12 protein-coding genes and 1 pseudogene are annotated in these 18,393 nt (G+C 64.0%); 11 read left to right on the top strand and 2 right to left on the bottom strand.

Annotation, left to right across the window (positions count from 1 at the left end):
* Nucleotides 1-60 precede the first annotated feature (60 nt).
* Nucleotides 61-1,377 carry a S41 family peptidase gene (locus tag LK03_RS07230; protein WP_038411711.1) on the top strand — a complete coding sequence of 439 codons (1,317 nt, stop codon included), beginning with the start codon at nucleotides 61-63 and terminating at the stop codon, nucleotides 1,375-1,377.
* Between the two features lie 7 nt (nucleotides 1,378-1,384).
* Complete coding sequence (locus LK03_RS07225) at nucleotides 1,385-2,158, top strand: divergent polysaccharide deacetylase family protein (protein WP_038411710.1); 774 nt, start codon at nucleotides 1,385-1,387, stop codon at nucleotides 2,156-2,158.
* Nucleotides 2,159-2,595: 437 nt separating this feature from the next.
* On the opposite strand, the pseudogene LK03_RS07220 reads toward LK03_RS07225, so the two are convergent.
* A pseudogene (locus LK03_RS07220) lies at nucleotides 2,596-4,133 on the bottom strand (BCCT family transporter).
* Between the two features lie 482 nt (nucleotides 4,134-4,615).
* Here LK03_RS07220 and betI point away from each other — a divergent pair.
* From betI to selO, 6 genes are all read left to right on the top strand, one after another.
* Complete coding sequence (gene betI / locus LK03_RS07215; protein WP_038411708.1) at nucleotides 4,616-5,281, top strand: transcriptional regulator BetI; 666 nt, start codon at nucleotides 4,616-4,618, stop codon at nucleotides 5,279-5,281.
* A gap of 31 nt (nucleotides 5,282-5,312) precedes the next feature.
* Entirely contained in the window at nucleotides 5,313-6,785 is a 1,473-nt protein-coding gene (gene betB / locus LK03_RS07210; protein WP_038411707.1) for a betaine-aldehyde dehydrogenase, read from the top strand.
* A 158-nt stretch (nucleotides 6,786-6,943) separates the two neighbouring features.
* On the top strand, nucleotides 6,944-8,635 hold the full coding sequence (gene betA / locus LK03_RS07205; protein ID WP_038411706.1) for a choline dehydrogenase: 1,692 nt from the start codon (nucleotides 6,944-6,946) through the stop codon (nucleotides 8,633-8,635).
* Between the two features lie 173 nt (nucleotides 8,636-8,808).
* On the top strand, nucleotides 8,809-10,551 hold the full coding sequence (locus LK03_RS07200) for a potassium/proton antiporter (RefSeq protein ID WP_038411705.1): 1,743 nt from the start codon (nucleotides 8,809-8,811) through the stop codon (nucleotides 10,549-10,551).
* Nucleotides 10,552-10,590: 39 nt separating this feature from the next.
* Nucleotides 10,591-13,884, top strand: coding sequence for a mechanosensitive channel MscK (gene mscK, locus LK03_RS07195; protein WP_038411704.1), 3,294 nt, complete (start codon nucleotides 10,591-10,593; stop codon nucleotides 13,882-13,884).
* Nucleotides 13,885-13,996: 112 nt separating this feature from the next.
* On the top strand, nucleotides 13,997-15,457 hold the full coding sequence (selO, locus tag LK03_RS07190; RefSeq protein ID WP_038414645.1) for a protein adenylyltransferase SelO: 1,461 nt from the start codon (nucleotides 13,997-13,999) through the stop codon (nucleotides 15,455-15,457).
* A gap of 86 nt (nucleotides 15,458-15,543) precedes the next feature.
* Here selO and LK03_RS07185 read toward each other — a convergent pair whose 3' ends face one another.
* A complete protein-coding gene (locus LK03_RS07185) occupies nucleotides 15,544-16,314 on the bottom strand; it encodes a ParA family protein (protein ID WP_028695684.1) in 771 nt (256 codons plus the stop codon).
* A gap of 314 nt (nucleotides 16,315-16,628) precedes the next feature.
* Here LK03_RS07185 and LK03_RS07180 point away from each other — a divergent pair, with 314 nt between their 5' ends.
* Genes LK03_RS07180 through LK03_RS07170 form a run of 3 tightly spaced genes read left to right on the top strand, consistent with a single transcriptional unit; the run spans nucleotide 16,629 to nucleotide 18,386 of the window.
* Complete coding sequence (locus LK03_RS07180; RefSeq protein ID WP_038411703.1) at nucleotides 16,629-17,351, top strand: beta-ketoacyl synthase chain length factor; 723 nt, start codon at nucleotides 16,629-16,631, stop codon at nucleotides 17,349-17,351.
* Nucleotides 17,327-18,145, top strand: coding sequence for a lysophospholipid acyltransferase family protein (locus LK03_RS07175; RefSeq protein WP_038411702.1), 819 nt, complete (start codon nucleotides 17,327-17,329; stop codon nucleotides 18,143-18,145). The genes LK03_RS07180 and LK03_RS07175 overlap by 25 nt, the downstream gene beginning before the upstream one ends.
* Nucleotides 18,114-18,386: a phosphopantetheine-binding protein gene (locus tag LK03_RS07170; RefSeq protein ID WP_028695681.1), complete on the top strand. Its 273-nt coding sequence runs from the start codon at nucleotides 18,114-18,116 to the stop codon at nucleotides 18,384-18,386. The genes LK03_RS07175 and LK03_RS07170 overlap by 32 nt, the downstream gene beginning before the upstream one ends.
* Nucleotides 18,387-18,393 lie beyond the last annotated feature (7 nt).

Genomic DNA, 18,393 nt, shown 5'->3' with positions numbered 1-18,393 from the left:
GGCTGCACCGAGGCTCCCGTCTGGAGCGTCACAAGGATCAGGATCAGGAGTTCGTTCGACATGCTGCACTCGCCCCGCCTCACCCAGCTGGCCCTGACCATCGCGTTGGTGGTCAGCGCCCCCCTGGCCACTGCTGCGCAGCCCGCCAAGGGCGCCGCCGTGCCGGCCACGGAAGTGACGGCCAACGCACCTCTGCCGCTGGACGAACTGCGCACCTTCGCCGAGGTGATGGACCGCATCAAGGCCGCCTACGTCGAACCCGTGGACGACAAGACCCTGCTGGAAAATGCCATCAAGGGCATGCTCAGCAACCTCGACCCGCACTCGGCCTACCTCGGCCCGGAAGACTTCCAGGAGCTGCAGGAAAGCACCAGCGGCGAGTTTGGCGGCCTGGGCATCGAAGTCGGCATGGACGATGGTTTCGTCAAGGTGGTTTCGCCCATCGACGACACCCCCGCATCGCGTGCCGGCATCCAGGCCGGCGACCTGATCCTCAAGATCAACGGCGCCCCCACCCGCGGCCAGAGCATGTCCGAGGCGGTGGATAAGATGCGCGGCAAGATCGGCCAGAAAATCACCCTGACCCTGGTGCGCGACGGCGGCAACCCGTTCGACGTGACCCTGGCCCGTGCGGTCATCCAGGTGAAAAGCGTGAAGAGCCAGTTGCTGGAGAGCGGCTACGGCTACATCCGCATCACCCAGTTCCAGGTCAAGACCGGCGAGGAAGTCGGCAAGGCCCTGGCGAAACTGCGCAAGGACAACGGCAAGAAGCTGCGCGGCCTGATTCTCGACCTGCGCAACAACCCCGGCGGCGTGCTGCAGTCGGCGGTGGAAGTGGCCGACCACTTCCTGACCAAAGGCCTGATCGTCTACACCAAGGGCCGCATCGCCAATTCCGAGCTGCGCTTCTCGGCCGACCCGGCCGATGCCAGCGAAGGCGTGCCGCTGGTGGTGCTGATCAACGGTGGCAGTGCCTCGGCCTCGGAAATCGTCGCCGGCGCCCTGCAGGATCAAAAGCGCGGTGTGCTGATGGGTACCGACAGCTTCGGCAAAGGCTCGGTGCAGACCGTGCTGCCGCTGAACAACGACCGTGCGCTGAAACTCACCACCGCGCTGTACTACACCCCCAACGGCCGTTCGATCCAGGCCCAGGGCATCGTGCCGGACATCGAGGTGCGCTCCGGTAAGCTGACCACCGACGACGACAGCGAGAACTTCAAGGAAGCCGACCTCAAGGGCCACCTGGGCAACGGTAACGGCGGCGCCGACCGTCCCACCAGCAGCACCGTCCGCAAGGAACGTCCGCAGGATGGCGACTTCCAGCTAAGCCAGGCCCTGAGCCTGCTCAAAGGCCTGAACGTCACCAAGGGCGACTGAGCCCCCCATGTCTGTACTGCGCTGTGCCCTGTTCTGCCTGCTGGCCGGTGTCGCGACTGCGGCATCGGCCCAGCCGCCCAAAGCCTACCTGAGCCTGATCATCGACGACCTCGGTCAGAACACCGAGCGCGACGCACGCACCCTCGCCCTGCCCGGCCCGGTGACCCTGGCGATCATGCCCGACACCCCGCATGCCAGCGACTTCGCCCGCCAGGCGCACAAGGCCGGCAAGACGGTGATCTTGCACATGCCCATGGACCCGGCCACCGGCCCCTATGCCTGGCATCCCGACGTACCGCTGCCGACCCTCGCCCAGCGCCTGGACGCCGCGCTGGTCAAGGTGCCGTTCGCCGCAGGCGTGAACAACCACATGGGCAGCCGCATGACCTCGCAGCCGGCGGCCATGGCCTGGTTGATGGGCGAGCTGCAACAGCGCGGCCTGTTCTTCGTCGACAGCCGCACCAGCGCCGCCACGGTGGCCGCCGCCAAGGCTCAGGACATCGGCCTGGCGCACGTTTCGCGGGATGTGTTCCTCGATGACGTGCGCACCAAAGAGGCGATCGCCGGGCAGTTGCAGGTGGCCATCGAACTGGCGCGCAAGCAGGGTTCGGCGGTGATGATCGGCCATCCGTATCCGCAAACCCTGGACGTGCTGGAAAAACAGCTGCCCCGGCTCAAGAGCCAGGGCATCGAATGGATTCCGATCAAACAGATGATCGCCGAGCGCAGCAACCGGGCCATGGCCGGCCACGGTCGCAACGGCGTCTACCGCAACCGCTGAGCGCCCCGCGAGCGGGGCGCCGCTGGGTTTAGCTGTAGACCCGGCCCAGCACCTGGCGATGGCTCTCGAACTGGTCGAGCACGTCGCGCACGATCTGCTCGGGGGCAAAGCCCATCAGGTCGTACTCCTGACTGCCATCGTGCAGGTACACCTCGGCGCGGTAGAAGCGCTGACGCACCTCCTCCTCACCCTCGGTCGGCGCTTCGCCGGGCGCTGCCAGGTAGCCGTCCAGGCTCACCTCATAGACGAACGGGTTGCCTTCCTCCATCAGCACCCGCAAGCCCATCATGTTGCGTGACTGACCGAGCCGGGCTTCCACCTCGAAGCCTTGCGCGCGCAGGCACTCGGCGGCTTCACGCAGCGCCGGGCTGACCTGTTTGTCCATGAAGCGCTGGACGATGGCCTGGGTCGGCTCCAGTTCCAGCTGGGTCAGACGCTCACTGAAACCGCGACGGCCACGGGCGGCCAGTTCGGCGCGCTCCTGCTCGATGGCCACATCCTGCTTCATGGCCTTGTGCAGGCCGAACATGAACAGCACCAGCACCACCGAGAACGGCAAGCCAGCCAGCACCACCATGGTCTGCATGGCTTCGAAGTTGCCGGCGAACAGCAGGCCGATGGTCACCAGGGTGATCACCACCGACCAGAACACCACCATCCAGTGCGGGGCGTCTTCGTCGACCTTGCCGCCTTTGCACGAGAGGTTGGCCATCATCACCGCACCCGAATCGGCAGGGGTGAGGAACAGCACGAAGCCGACGAAGATCGCCACACCGATGACGATCTTCGCCGCCGGGAAGTATTCCAGCAGCTGATAGATCGACATCGAGGGCTGCTCGACGGCGGTACGCCCCAGCTCCACGGCGCCCTGGTTCATCACCAGGTCCAGCGCGGTGTTACCGAAGATCGACAGCCAGGCCAGGGTGAAGCCCAGCGGAATCAGCAGCACGCCACAGACCAGCTGGCGCACCGTGCGGCCTTTGGAAATACGTGCGATGAACATACCCACGAACGGGCCCCAGGAAATCCACCAGGCCCAGTAGAACACCGTCCACAGCCCCAGCCAGCGCTCCGACTTGGCGCCATCGCCTTCGTACACGTAGAGGTCGAAGGTCTTGAGCACGAAGCCGTTGAGGTAATCACCGACGTTCTGCACGAAGCCGTTGAGCAGGTGCAGGGTCTCACCGCCCAGCAGCACGAAGATCAGCAACCCGCTGAACAGCGCGATATTGAGGTTCGACAGGCGGCGGATGCCGTTTTCCACACCCGACACCGCAGCAATAGTCGCCACCGACGCCATGGTCAGGATCACCGCCAGCAGGTTGGTCTTGCTGTGGTCCATGCCGAACAGATATTCCAGACCCGAGGCCACCTGCATCGAGCCGATGCCGAGGTTGGTCACCAGGCCCAGCAGGGTGACGAACATGCCGAAGATGTCCACGGCATTGCCCGCCGCGCCCTTGACCCAGCGCTCACCGACCAGCGGATACAGCGCCGAGCGCAGTGCCAGCGGCTGGTTGTGACGGTAGGCGAAGTAACCCACCGCCAGGCCGACCAGGGCATAGATCGCCCAGCCATGCAGGCCCCAATGCAGGAAGGTCAGTTGCAGGCCTTCACGGGCAGCGTCGAGGCTGGCCGGGGTGCCTTCAGGCGGATTGAAATAGTGGTCCAGCGGCTCGGAGGCGCCGAAGTACAGCAGCGAAATACCGATGCCCGAGGAGAACAGCATGCCGGCCCAGGCGCCGTAGCTGAAGTCAGGGGTGTCGTCCTTGCCGCCCAGCTTGAGCTTGCCGAAGTCGGAAAACGCCAGGTAGATGACGAACACCAGGTAGCCGCAGATCACCAGCATGTAGTACCAGCCGAAGCTGCGGGTAAGCCAGGACTGGGCGAGGCCGAGCACGCGGCCGGCGGTTTCAGGTACAGCGATCAGCAAGGCAGTCAGAACGAGGATCAACAGTGCCGAGGTGTAGAACACCACGCGGTTGACCCGGACCCTCTCGGCGGGGGGTTTGGTAAGTGAGGCAGAACTCATTGCACGAATGCTCCGGCGGAGTGCGGCGGTGGAGGCTAATCAGTCTTGTCCCGAGCAATTGGTGCAATAGCCCTACTGCTTCAGGTGTTATAAAAGCACCTAAGGAAATCGTGCTCCCGAATCGAATCGTTGCAAAAAAATCAGGCTCGACCTCACTCCGAAGGCTTGCCGGGCAGTCGCTTGACCACTCGGCGGAATCTGACTCGCGCATCGCTCATACCCGTCAACGCCTTGTATTCCGGGGGCTTCACGACTTCCTGGGGTTTCAATTCGTGCCCGCTTGAGAGGCTGAAAAGCTGTCAATGGCACAAATTGTCGCAGAGCTTATTCTTTATTGATTGAACGTTCAATCAAAACAAAATAGACTGGTCTTCGCCGAGTCAGACGCCCGTCGCCTGCTCGCCAGACCTATGAGGAGATGCACGATGCCCAAGGTCGGTATGCAACCCATTCGCCGCCAGCAGTTGATCGAAGCCACCCTGCAAGCGGTCGATCAAGTAGGCCTGGGAGACGCCAGCATTGCGCTGATCGCCCGCCTCGCTGGGGTGTCGAACGGCATCATCAGTCACTACTTTCGGGACAAGAACGGCCTGATCGCAGCGACGATGCGCTACATCATGAACATGCTCAACGAAGGCGTGATCGCCCGGCGCCAGGCACTGGCGGACACCAGTCCCCGTGCCCAGCTGCAAGTGATCATCGAAGGCAACTTCGACGCCAGCCAGGTCACCGGCCCGGCAATGAAAACCTGGCTGGCCTTCTGGGCCTCCAGCATGCACCAGCCGTCCTTGCACAGGTTGCAGCGGATCAACGACCACCGCCTGTATTCCAACCTGTGCTACCAGTTCCGTCAGGTGCTGCCGCTCGATGAGGCGCGCAGCGCCGCCCGCGGCCTGGCAGCGTTGATCGACGGCTTGTGGTTGCGCGGTGCGCTGTCGGGCGATGCCTTCGACACCGCGCAGGCAGTACGCATCGCTTACGAATACATGGATCTACAACTGGCTAAGCAGCAACGCCCGGGCAGCGATGCCCACGTGACTGAACAACCGCGCGCAGCCACTGCCCAATCGGCACAGGCGCGACGCGCATAGCCACATCACACATTGCACTTGCGAGGACACTATGGCCCGTTTCGGAACGCAAAAACTCTACATCGATGGCGGTTACGTCGACGCCGGCAGCGATGCCACCTTCGAAGCCATCAACCCAGCGACCGGTGAAGTCCTGGCTTACGTCCAGCGGGCTACCGAAGCCGACGTCGAGCGTGCCGTAGAAAGCGCCGAGCGCGGCCAGAAGGTCTGGGCAGCGATGACCGCCATGCAGCGTTCGCGCATCCTGCGCCGCGCCGTCGACATCCTGCGCGAGCGCAACGATGAGCTGGCCATGCTGGAAACCCTCGACACCGGCAAGTCGTACTCCGAAACCCGTTACGTCGACATCGTCACCGGCGCCGATGTGCTCGAATACTACGCAGGCCTGGTGCCGGCCATCGAAGGCGAGCAGATTCCGCTGCGCGACAGCTCCTTCGTCTATACCCGCCGCGAGCCACTGGGCGTGACCGCCGGCATCGGCGCGTGGAACTACCCGATCCAGATCGCCCTGTGGAAATCCGCCCCGGCCCTGGCTGCGGGCAACGCGATGATCTTCAAGCCTTCGGAAGTCACCTCGCTGACCACCCTGAAACTGGCCGAGATCTACACCGAAGCCGGCCTGCCCGATGGCGTGTTCAACGTCCTCACCGGCAGCGGCCGTGAAGTCGGCAACTGGCTGACCGAGCACCCGCGCATCGAGAAAATCTCGTTCACCGGCGGCGGCACCACCGGCAAGAAAGTCATGGCCAGCGCTTCGAGTTCCTCGCTCAAGGAAGTGACCATGGAACTGGGCGGCAAGTCGCCGTTGATCATCTGCGCCGACGCCGACCTCGATCGCGCCGCCGACATCGCCATGATGGCCAACTTCTACAGCTCCGGTCAGGTCTGCACCAACGGCACCCGCGTGTTCATCCCGGCGTCGCTGAAAGCCGAGTTCGAAGCCAAGATCGCCGAACGTGTCGCGCGCATCCGCATCGGCAACCCGGAAGACGACAACACCAACTTCGGCCCGCTGGTCAGCTTCGCCCACATGGAAAGCGTGCTCGGCTACATCGCCAAGGGCAAAGAGCAAGGCGCCCGTGTGCTGTGCGGCGGTGAGCGTCTGACCGAAGGCGAATTCGCCAAGGGCGCCTTCGTTGCACCGACCGTGTTCACCGACTGCCGCGATGACATGACCATCGTCCAGGAAGAAATCTTCGGCCCAGTGATGAGCATCCTCAGCTACGAGACCGAAGAAGAAGTCATCCGCCGCGCCAACGACACCGAGTACGGCCTGGCCGCTGGCGTGTGCACCAACGACCTGACCCGCGCGCACCGCATCATCCACCAGCTCGAAGCCGGCATCTGCTGGATCAATGCCTGGGGCGAGTCGCCAGCCGAAATGCCGGTCGGCGGCTACAAGCAATCGGGCGTGGGCCGCGAGAACGGCGTCAGCTCCCTGGCGCAGTACACCCGCATCAAGTCGGTACAGGTCGAGCTCGGCGACTACGCCTCGGTCTTTTGACCGAGAGCGGCTAGCTGCAAGCTGTTAGCTGCAAGAAAGAGCCGGTCGGCGTTGGCCACCGGCCCTTGCAGGGATCATCCACTTGCGAGCCACGCACGAGCGCATCTACTTGCCGCTTGGAGCTACACGCTCGCAGCTGCTTCCGGAGGAAGCCCCCCATGGATTACGACTACATCATCGTTGGTGCCGGCTCGGCCGGTAACACGCTCGCCACACGCCTGACCGAAGACGCCAACGTCAGCGTACTGCTGCTCGAAGCCGGTGGCCCGGACTACCGTTTCGACTTCCGCACCCAGATGCCTGCCGCGCTGGCCTTCCCGCTGCAGGGTCGTCGCTACAACTGGGCCTATGAAACCGATCCCGAGCCGCACATGGACGGTCGGCGCATGGAGTGTGGTCGCGGCAAGGGCCTGGGTGGCTCGTCGCTGATCAACGGCATGTGCTACATCCGCGGCAACGCTCTGGACTTCGATGGCTGGGCCAAACTGCCTGGCTTGGAAGACTGGGCCTACCTCGACTGCCTGCCCTACTTCCGCAAGGCCGAAACCCGTGACATCGGCCCCAACGACTACCACGGCGGCGAAGGCCCGGTCAGCGTGGCAACGCCCAAGGCGGGCAACAACCCGCTGTTCCACGCCATGGTCGAAGCCGGCGTGCAAGCCGGTTACCCGCGCACCGAAGACCTCAACGGCTACCAGCAGGAAGGCTTCGGCCCGATGGACCGCTCGGTGACCAAGAACGGCCGTCGCTCCAGCACCGCTCGCGGTTACCTGGACCAGGCCAAGAAGCGCCCGAACCTGACCATCGTCACCCATGCCCTGAGCGACCGTATTCTGTTCGAAGGCAAGCGCGCAGTTGGCGTGACCTATCTGGTCGGCGACAGCGAAGAGCGTGTCGAAGCCCGTGCGCGCAAGGAAGTGATCGTCAGCTCCGGCGCCATCGCCTCGCCGCAACTGCTGCAACGCTCGGGCGTCGGCCCGCGTGCGCTGCTGGAAAGCCTGGATATTCCGGTGGTTCACGAACTGCCGGGCGTGGGTGAGAACCTGCAGGACCACCTCGAGCTGTACCTGCAATACGCTTGCACCCAGCCGGTCTCGCTGTACCCCTCGCTGCTGTGGTGGAACCAGCCGGCCATCGGTGCCGAGTGGCTGTTCAACGGCACCGGCATCGGCGCCAGCAACCAGTTCGAGGCCGGTGGATTCATCCGCACCCGTCCCGAGTTCGAGTGGCCGAACATCCAGTACCACTTCCTGCCGGTGGCGATCAATTACAACGGCTCCAACGGCGTCAAGGAACATGGCTTCCAGGCGCACATGGGCTCGATGCGCTCGCCGAGCCGTGGTCGCGTGCAGGCCAAGTCGAAAGACCCGCGTCAGCACCCGAGCATCCTCTTCAACTACATGGCCACCGAGCAAGACTGGCAGGAATTTCGCGACGGCATTCGCCTGACCCGGGAAATCATGGCCCAGCCGGCACTCGACCCGTACCGTGGACGCGAGATCAGCCCGGGCGAGCACGTGCAGACCGATGAAGAGCTGGACAAATTCATCCGCGAGCACGCCGAAACCGCCTTCCACCCGTCCTGCTCGTGCAAGATGGGCGAAGACGACATGGCCGTGGTCGACAACCAGGGCCGCGTGCACGGCATGCAGGGCCTGCGTGTGGTGGATGCGTCGATCATGCCGATCATCATCACCGGCAACCTCAATGCCACAACGATCATGATCGCCGAGAAAATCGCCGACAAGATCCGCAACCGCACCCCGCTGCCACGCAGCACCGCCCAGTACTACGTCGCCAACGGCGCACCGGTGAAGGGCAAGGCGATGCGTGAGGTGAAGCAGGGCTGATCCGCCTCAGAACCTGTGGGGGCGGTTTCAGGTGCATTGGACCGCCCCCAAGGACATCAATAGAAACGCTTTACAGCCAGCCAATTCATCAGGTTAGAATCGATTGGCACGCGACCTGCTAGCTGAATCCCCGGCAGGTCGGCTTCCCCCCGCAACACCTGGAGTACACGCTTTTGGATGCAAGCACCATCAACAGCCTGTTCTTGATCGGCGCTTTGCTGGTGGGCGCAAGCATTCTGGTCAGTTCTCTGTCTTCGCGTCTGGGCATCCCCATTCTGGTCATCATTCTCGCCGTCGGCATGGTCGCCGGGGTCGATGGTGGCGGCATCATCTTCAACAACTATCCCACCGCCTACCTGGTCGGCAACCTCGCGCTGGCAGTGATTCTGCTCGACGGCGGGCTGCGCACGCGGGTGGCGAGTTTTCGCGTGGCGCTGTGGCCGGCGCTGTCGCTGGCAACCGTCGGGGTATTGATCACCACAGCGCTGACCGGCATGGTCGCCGCCTGGCTGTTCGACCTGAGCCTGATCCAGGGCCTGCTGATCGGCGCCATCGTCGGCTCCACCGACGCCGCGGCGGTGTTCTCGCTGCTGGGCGGCAAGGGCCTCAACGAGCGGGTCACTGCCACCCTGGAGATCGAATCGGGCAGCAACGACCCGATGGCAGTGTTCCTCACCGTGACCCTGATCGACATGATCGCCAGTCACCAGACCGGCCTTCACTGGGGCCTGCTCGGCCACCTGCTGCGTGAATTCGGTATCGGCGGCCTGCTCGGCCTGGGCGGCGGCTGGCTGATGCTGCAGATGGTCAATCGCATCAACCTGGCCAGCGGGCTGTACCCCATTCTGGTGGTCGCCGGCGGCCTGGTGGTGTTCTCGCTGACCAACGCCCTGCACGGCAGCGGCTTCCTCGCCGTGTACCTGTGTGGCCTGGTGCTGGGCAACCGGCCGATCCGCAGCCGCCACGGCATTCTGCACATGCTCGACGGCATGGCTTGGCTGGCGCAGATCGGCATGTTCCTGGTGCTCGGCCTGCTGGTCACCCCCCACGACCTGCTGCCGATTGCCGTGCCGGCGCTGGCCTTGGCGCTGTGGATGATCGTGGTCGCACGGCCACTGTCGGTGTTCGCCGCGCTGCTGCCGTTCAAGGCATTCCACACCCGCGAAAAAGGCTTCATCGCCTGGGTCGGGCTGCGTGGCGCGGTACCGATCATTCTGGCGGTGTTCCCGCTGATGGCCGGGCTGCCGCAAGCGCAGCTGTTCTTCAACCTGGCGTTCTTCATCGTGCTGATTTCGCTGCTGGTGCAAGGCACCAGCCTGCCGTGGATGGCCAAGTTGCTGAAGGTCACCGTACCGCCTGATCCGTCGCCGATTTCCCGCTCGGCGCTGGAGGTCAACATCACCAGCGAGTGGGAGCTGTTCGTCTACCGCCTGGGCGCAGAAAAGTGGTGCATCGGCGCGGCCCTGCGTGAGCTGAAAATGCCGGAAGGCACGCGTATCGCAGCGCTGTTCCGGGGCGAGCAACTGCTCCACCCCTCGGGCAGCACCGTGCTGCAGGTCGATGACATGCTCTGCGTGATCGGCCACGAACACGATCTACCGGCACTCGGCAAGCTGTTCAGCCAGGCGCCGCATCGCGGCCTCGACCTGCGCTTCTTCGGCGACTTCGTACTCGAGGGCGACGCCGAGCTGGGCGCCGTGTCGGCGCTGTACGGCCTCAAGCTCGATGGTTTGGACAGCAAGATGCCGCTGGCGCAGTTCATTCGACAGAAGGTCGGCGGCGCGCCGGTAGTGGGCGACCAGATCGAATGGCACGGTACGCTGTGGACCATCGCGCTGATGGAGGGGAACAAGATCATGAAAGTGGGCGTCAGATTCCCCGAAGGGGCTCGACCAGGACCTGGGTTGTTCCTCTAAACTCGTTCATCGCCACCGGTCCCCTCAAGAAGTCTGCCTATGTTTCTCCGTGCATTGCGCACAGCCCTGCTTGGGCTGTGCCTGTCCCTCTCGATGGTGGTGGTGGCAGCCGAAGCTCCCAGCACCACCAGCGTGCAAGAAAGCCTCGACAAGATCGCCGACCGCAAGCTGCCCGAGGCTGATCAGAAGACCTTGCAGCAACTGCTGGAAAAAACCTTGTCCTGGCTCGACAGCCGAGATGACAACCAGCAAAAGCTCGAAGCGTTGAAACAGCAGCTCAGCGATGCGCCCAAGGAAATCCGCGACAGCCAGCAGGAACTGGCCAAGCTCAAGGACAGCAAAGCAGCTCCGGTGGCCGAGCGCTACGCCAGCCTCAGCGTGGCCCAGCTCGAACAGATGCTCAGCGAACGCAGCACCCAGCAGGGCGACCTGCAAAAGGCGCTGTCGGAAGCCAACAGCCTGATCATCAATTCCCAGACCCGCCCGGAACGGGCCCAGGCCGAAATCAGCAATAGCCAGAACCGCACCCAGCAGATCAATAGCACCCTCAAGCAGGGCAAGGACAACGGCAAGACCCTCAGCGCCGATCAACGCAACCAGCTCAATGCCGAGCTGGCCTCGCTCGCCGCACTGACCCAACTGCGCCGCCAGGAGCTGGCCGGCAATGGCCTGCTGCAAGACCTCGGCAATGCCCGCCACGACCTGCTGATCGAAAAGGCCACCCGCCAGGAGCAGGAAATCCAGGACCTGCAAACCCTGATCAACAGCAAGCGCCTGGCGCAGTCGCAGCAGACCGTCACCCAGCAATCGCTGGAGGCACAAAAGGCCGGCGGCAGCACGCTGCTGGCCAGCGAGAGCGCGGCCAACCTCGAGCTGTCCGACTACCTGCTCAAGAGTACCGACCGCCTCAACGAGTTGACCCAGCAGAACCTGCGCGCACGTCAGCAGCTCGACAGCGTGACACAGGCCGACCAGGCCCTCGACGAGCAGATCAACGTGCTCAAGGGCAGCCTGCTGCTGTCGAAGATTCTCTATCAGCAGAAACAGGCACTGCCGCACCTGAAACTCGACCGCGACCTGGCCGACCAGATCGCCGACATTCGCCTGTACCAGTTCGAGGTCAGCCAGCAGCGCGAACAGATGAGCACGCCCAGCGCCTACGTCGACAAGCTGCTGGCCGAGCGACCCGAACAGGACGTCACCCCGGCCCTGCGCAAAGCCCTGCTGGAAGTGGCGATCACCCGCAGCGACCTGCTCGAGCGGCTCAACCGCGAGCTGTCGTCACTGCTCAATGAATCGATCACCCTGCAGCTCAACCAGAAGCAACTGCTCAGCACCGCGCAGAACCTGCGCACCACCCTCGAAGAACAGATGTTCTGGATTCCCAGCAACAAGGCCATTGACCTGGAGTGGCTGCGCTACGCGCCAGAGCGCTTCGTCGAACAGATCGCCGGCTTGCCTTGGGTTTCGGGCATCACCGAGCTGGCCGATGGCCTGGCCCAGCACCCGCTGCTGTTCCTGCCGCTGCTGCTGGTGATCGGCGGCCTGCTGTGGCGCCGCACCTACCTGTACGAGCGAATCAACGATATCCACCAGGACATTGGCCACTTCAAGCGCGACAGCCAGTGGCACACGCCCAACGCGATTCTGATCAACATTCTTCTGGCCATGCCGCTGAGCCTGGGCCTGGCGCTGTGCAGCTACGCCTTGCAGATCGATGCCCGCGGACAGAATGCCAACCTCGGCGCGGCGCTGTGGCAACTGGCCCAGGCCTGGCTGGTGTTCTACACCGCCTACCGGATTCTTTCCCCAGGCGGCGTCGCTGAGGTGCATTTCCGCTGGCACAAGCCGCAGGTGCAGTTCCTGCGCGGCTGGGTGCGCCGGCTGGGCACCGTGGTGCTGGCGCTGGTCGGCGTGGTGGCGGTGGCCGAGCACCAGCCTTCGGCGCTGGCCGACGATGTATTCGGCATCGCTGTGGTGCTCACCTGCTACGCGCTGATGGCGCTGCTGCTCAGCCGGCTACTGCTGAGCAGCCCGGCGCACCGCGACACCTCACTGTTCCGCAAGGCTGTTGGCGTGGCGTTCACCGCGCTGCCCATCGCCCTGTTCGTGGCGGTGTGCTTCGGCTACTACTACACCGCGCTCAAGCTCACCGACCGCCTGATCTACACCTTGTACCTGCTGCTGTTCTGGCTGGTGATCGAGGCCGCTTTCATGCGCGGACTGTCGGTGGCGGCGCGGCGCCTGGCCTATCAGCGGGCAATCAGCAAGCGCCAGGCGAACAAGGAAGGGCTCGACGGCGATGTGGTCATCGAAGAGCCGACCCTGGACATCGAGCAGGTCAACCAGCAGTCGCTGCGGCTGATCCGCCTGGCGCTGCTCGGCGGCTTCCTCGCCGGGCTGTACTGGGTCTGGTCAGACCTGCTCAGCGTGTTCTCCTACCTGAACAACTTCACCCTCTACGAGTACAGCAGCGGCACCGGTGCGGCGGCGAGCATGGTGCCGATCAGCCTGGGCGACCTGCTCGGGGCGCTGGTGATCGCCGGCATCACCATTGCCCTTGCCAGCAACTTGCCGGGCTTGTTGGAAGTGCTGGTGCTGTCGCGGCTGAACCTGGCCCAGGGCAGTGCCTATGCCATTACCACGCTGCTGTCGTACGTCATCGTCGGGGTCGGCATCGTCAGCACCCTGGCGACCCTTGGGGTCAGTTGGGACAAGTTGCAATGGCTGGTAGCCGCGCTGTCGCTGGGTCTGGGTTTCGGCATGCAGGAAATCTTCGCCAACTTCATTTCCGGCATCATGATCCTGTTCGAGCGCCCGGTACGGATCGGCGACACCATCACCATCGGCAACCTGTCGGGCACGGTGAGCAAGATCCGCATCCGCGCCACCACCATCACCGACTTCGACCGCAAGGACATCATCGTCCCCAACAAGACCTTCATCACCGGCCAGTTGATCAACTGGTCGCTGACCGACACCATCACCCGCGTCACCCTCAAGCTCGGCATCGACTACGGCTCGGACCTCGACCTGGTGCGCGACCTGCTGCTCAAGGGCGCCGAAGAAAACCCGCGGGTGCTGAAAGACCCGGAGCCGCTGGTGTACTTCCTCAATTTCGGCGAAACCCTGGAACACGAACTGCGCATGCACGTACGCGATCTGGGCGACCGCAACCCGACGCTCGATGAGGTCAACCGCTACATCGACCGCGCCTTCAAGGAGCACGGCATCAAGATTTCCGTGCGCCAGGTGGAGGTGTTCCTGATGGATGCCAAAGGTGGGCGGCAGCAGATGATTGGGATGGAGTCGCCGCAATCCCCACTCCCGTAGGAGCGGACGGTCCGCCGCTGCGGCGAGTCGCGACCGCCTGGATTGGGCGTGCTTTGCACGCCATCGCGAGTAAACTCGCTCCTACAGTCCATCGCGAGTTGATCCCATGCCTGTGAAAGCCCTCGACCAACTGCACTTCGACACCCGCTTCGCTCGTCTGGGCGATACCTTTTCCGTCGAGGTGCTGCCTGATCCCATCGACGAGCCGCGCCTGGTGGTCGCCAGCCCTTCGGCCATGGCCCTGCTCGACCTCGACCTGAGCGAAGCCGAACAACCGCTGTTCGCCGAGCTGTTCAGCGGTCACAAGCTCTGGGAAGGCGCCGAGCCGCGGGCCATGGTGTATTCGGGGCATCAGTTCGGCGGCTACACGCCGCGCCTGGGGGATGGTCGCGGCCTGCTGCTGGGCGAGGTGATCAACGAAGCCGGCGAGCATTGGGACTTGCACCTCAAAGGCGCCGGGCAGACGCCGTTCTCGCGCATGGGCGATGGCCGCGCGGTGCTGCGCTCGTCGATTCGCGAGTTTCTCGGCTCCGAGGCGTTGCATGCGCTGGGCATTCCCAGCAGTCGTGCGCTGTGCGTGATCGGCTCAAGCACCGTCGTGTGGCGCGAGCGTCAGGAGCGCGCCGCCATGCTCGTGCGCCTGGCGCAGAGCCATGTGCGCTTCGGCCATTTCGAATATTTCTACTACATCAAGCAGCCCGAGCAGGCGCAGCAACTGCTCGATTACGTGCTTGAGCACCACTACCCCGACTGCCGCGAAGCCGAAGCGCCTTACCTGGCGATGTTCCGCAGTATCGTCGAGCGCAATGCCGAACTCATCGCCCGCTGGCAGGCCTATGGCTTCTGTCATGGGGTGATGAACACCGACAACATGTCGATTCTGGGCATCACCTTCGATTTCGGCCCCTATGCGTTTCTCGATGACTTCGACGCCAATTTCATCTGCAACCATTCCGACGACCGTGGCCGCTACAGCTATAGCAACCAAGTGCCGGTGGCGCACTGGAACCTCAGCGCGCTGGCCCAGGCACTGACGCCGTTCATCGCAGTCGATGACCTCAAAGCCGCACTGGAGCTGTTCCTGCCGCTGTACCAGGCGCACTACCTTGACCTGATGCGCCGCCGCCTGGGTGTGACCACGGCCGAAGACGACGACCTGGCGCTGGTCGAGCAACTGCTGCAGTGCATGCAGCGCGGCGCGGTGGACTACACGCTGTTCTTCCGTCACCTGGGTGAGCAGCCGCTGGACGCAGCCTTGCAGGTGGTGCGCGACGACTTCATCGACCTCGCCGCCTTCGACCAGTGGAGCGAACGCTACCGCGCCCGCTGCGCCCGCGAGCCGAACAATGCTCAAGGCCGGCGCGAGCGCATGCATGCGGTGAACCCGCTGTACATCCTGCGCAACTACCTGGCGCAACAGGCCATCGAAGCGGCAGAAGCCGGCGACTACAGCAAGGTCCGCGAACTGCACCAGGTGCTCAGCCGCCCCTTCGAAGAACAACCCGGCATGCAGGCCTACGCCGAACGCCCACCGGAGTGGGGCAAGCATCTGGAGATCAGCTGTTCTTCGTGAGGTTCAACGGCGCGCCGGGCAGGCGCGCCCTGTTTGCAAAAGTGGATGCAGCGACGGGTTAGCACACGGCCAGCCCAGCGCAGCCGTCACGCCCGCTCCAGCACATCATGCAACTCCACGAACTGCTGACTCAGCTTGTGCTTCGGATCGAGGTGGATCAGCGGCAGGTTGGCGTGGTGGGATTCGCGCATCTTCACCGAGCTGGCGAGGTACACCGGCAAGACCGGCAGGCCTTCGGCGATCAGTTCGTCGAGCATCTGCTGCGGCAGGCTGGCGCGGGACTGGAACTGGTTGACCACGATCCCTTCCACCTCGAGCGCCGGGTTGTGGTCTTCCTTGAGCTCTTCGATTTCCGCCAGCAGGCCGTACAGGGCCTGGCGCGAGAAGCTGTCGCAGTCGAACGGAATCAGCACCCGGTCGGCACCGATCAAGGCTGACACGGCGTAGAAGTTCAGTGCCGGCGGGGTGTCGATGTAGATGCGTTCGTAGTCTTCGTCGAGGCTGTCGAGCAGTTTGCGCAGCTTGTTGATCTTGTGTTTCGCCTCGAGCTTGGGCTGCAGGTCGGCCAGCTCGGCACTGGCGGTGATCACGTGCAGGTTGTCGAATGGCGTCTCGAAGATATCGATCTTGTTCTTCTTCGCCACCGGGCCGCCGGCCAGGCTCTGCTTGAAGAAATCGGCGATGCCCACGGGAATGTCGTCGCCCGTAAGGCCGGTGAGGTACTGGGTGGAGTTGGCCTGGGCATCGAGGTCGATCAGCAGCGTTCGATAGCCTTCATTGGCGCTGACCGCCGCCAGGTTGCAGGCGATGCTGGACTTGCCGACGCCGCCTTTCTGATTGAACACCACGCGCCGCATGTGAGACCTCCGTCTGTGATCGAACAGCGAGTATGTGGTGGCCTCTGTTGCATTACCAGTGTCGGTGAATGAGAAAAGATCCCAGACGCAAGTGAATTCCATGCGCCACCCGTCGGAAAATACCTACAAAAACTTCAACTTTTGGCACTAGCCACCGGGTCTACAGTCTGATGGCGATTATGTAACCAGTATTTGCTAGACACCCTCGTCACCGGGATAATGCGCGCCACTCATCAATGCGCCAACCCTGTCAGGTCGTTGTTCCGAGTCATCCCCACGGCAAGGAAGTCCCTGAGGCGGGAAGTATATAAATCGTGATCAGCTTCGATATCAGCCAATGGCGTGCCTGGGCCCCCGGCCTGCAGACGCCTGACCAATGGCAGCGTTGGGCGGTGGGCGAAACAGTCAGTGCCGACGCCGATGCGGCGCCCGATGTTTCTTTTCTGCCGGCCTTGCAGCGCCGCCGCCTCAGCCACCTGGCGCGCATGGCCTTCGCCGTGGGCTGGCCGCTGGCCGAAGGGTTGCAGGCGCTGCCGCTGGTGTTCGTCTCACGCCATGGGGAAACGCCGCGCACGTTCTCGATCCTCTGCGAACTGGCAGAAGGTCAGCCGTTGTCGCCGACCCAGTTCAGCCTCTCGGTGCACAACGCGGTGATTGGCCTGTGGTCGATCATGCGCGGCGAAACCAGCGAGATGACTGCCCTGGCCGCTGCCGGCGATGGTTTCGAACAAGGCCTGCTGGAAGCGGCCGGGCTGCTGCACGATGGCGCTGCGGCGGTGTTGTTGATCGTTGCCGAAGAGCAGCCACCCGAGGCCTACCGCCCGCGCATCGACGACGTGCCCTTCGCTTATGCCCTGGGCCTGTTGATCACCCCCGGCGAGCAATGGCAACTGCGCCCAAGCGCAGCCCCTGCCAACGTCGTTGCCGGCCAGGCAACGCCCCACGCCCTGAGCTGGCTGCGCGCATCGCTCACCCACCAGGCCACCCTCACCCACACCTGGAAGCAGCGCACATGGACCTGGCAGCGACAGCCGTGAAGCGCTCGCGAAACGCCTACTACTGGCGGCTGCTGGCCACCGCCCTGAGCTTTTGCCTGTTCGGCCTGGGCGGGCTGGGCCTGCGCCTGGTGGTCTTCCCCCTGCTGGCGTGCCTGCCGGGCGATGCCGAGCGCCACCGCCAGCGTGCGCGACAGACCATCGGCTGGCTGTTCTGGTGCTTCGTGCGCTTCATGCGCGGCTGTGGCGTGCTCACCTATCAGATCGATGGCGCCGAGCGTCTCGGTCGGCCCGGTCAGGTGATCATCGCCAACCACCCGTCGCTGATCGATGTGGTGTTTCTGCTCGGCCTGGTGCGCCATGCCAACTGCGTGGTCAAGCACAGCCTGTTCAGCAACCCATTCACCCGCGCGCCGCTGCGCGAGGCGCAGTACATCCGCAACGATGGCAGCCTGGAAATGCTCGACGCCGCCGTGGCCGCGCTGCAACAGGGCCAGGCGCTGATCATCTTCCCCGAAGGCACGCGCACGCCGCCTGGGCAGACGCCCACCTTCCACCGTGGTGCGGCGGCCATCGCCCTGCGCGGCGCGCGCGTCATCACCCCGGTGACCATCACCGTCAGCCCCACCACGCTGACCAAGAACGAACCCTGGTACCGCATTCCGCCGCGCCGCGTGCAGTTTCGCCTGCGCGTGGGCGAGGACATCGACCCACAGGCCTTCGCGGCCCTCGGCCCGGCGCCGCAGGCGTCGCGCAAACTCAACGATTTTCTGCACCAGCACTACATGAAGGAGCTCGCCGACCATGAGCGAAGCACAGCAAGACCTCAACCGTGACCTCAAGCAACTGATCATCGACGCACTGGGCCTGGAAGACATCAGCGTGCACGACATCGATGACCAGCAGACCCTGTTCGGCGAGGGCCTGGGCCTGGACTCGGTGGATGCGCTGGAGCTGGGTCTGGCGATCCAGAAACGCTACGGCATCAAGATCGACGCCGATGCCAAGGATACCCGTAGCCATTTCGCCAACGTCGCCAGCCTGGCGGCGTTCGTCACTGCCCGTCAGGCCGCCTGAGACCGCA

The sequence above is a fragment of the Pseudomonas cremoricolorata genome (assembly GCF_000759535.1).
Lineage (GTDB): Bacteria > Pseudomonadota > Gammaproteobacteria > Pseudomonadales > Pseudomonadaceae > Aquipseudomonas > Aquipseudomonas cremoricolorata_A.
Note: the sequence above shows the minus strand (reverse complement) of the source record. Positions and strands in the feature narration are given on the sequence as shown.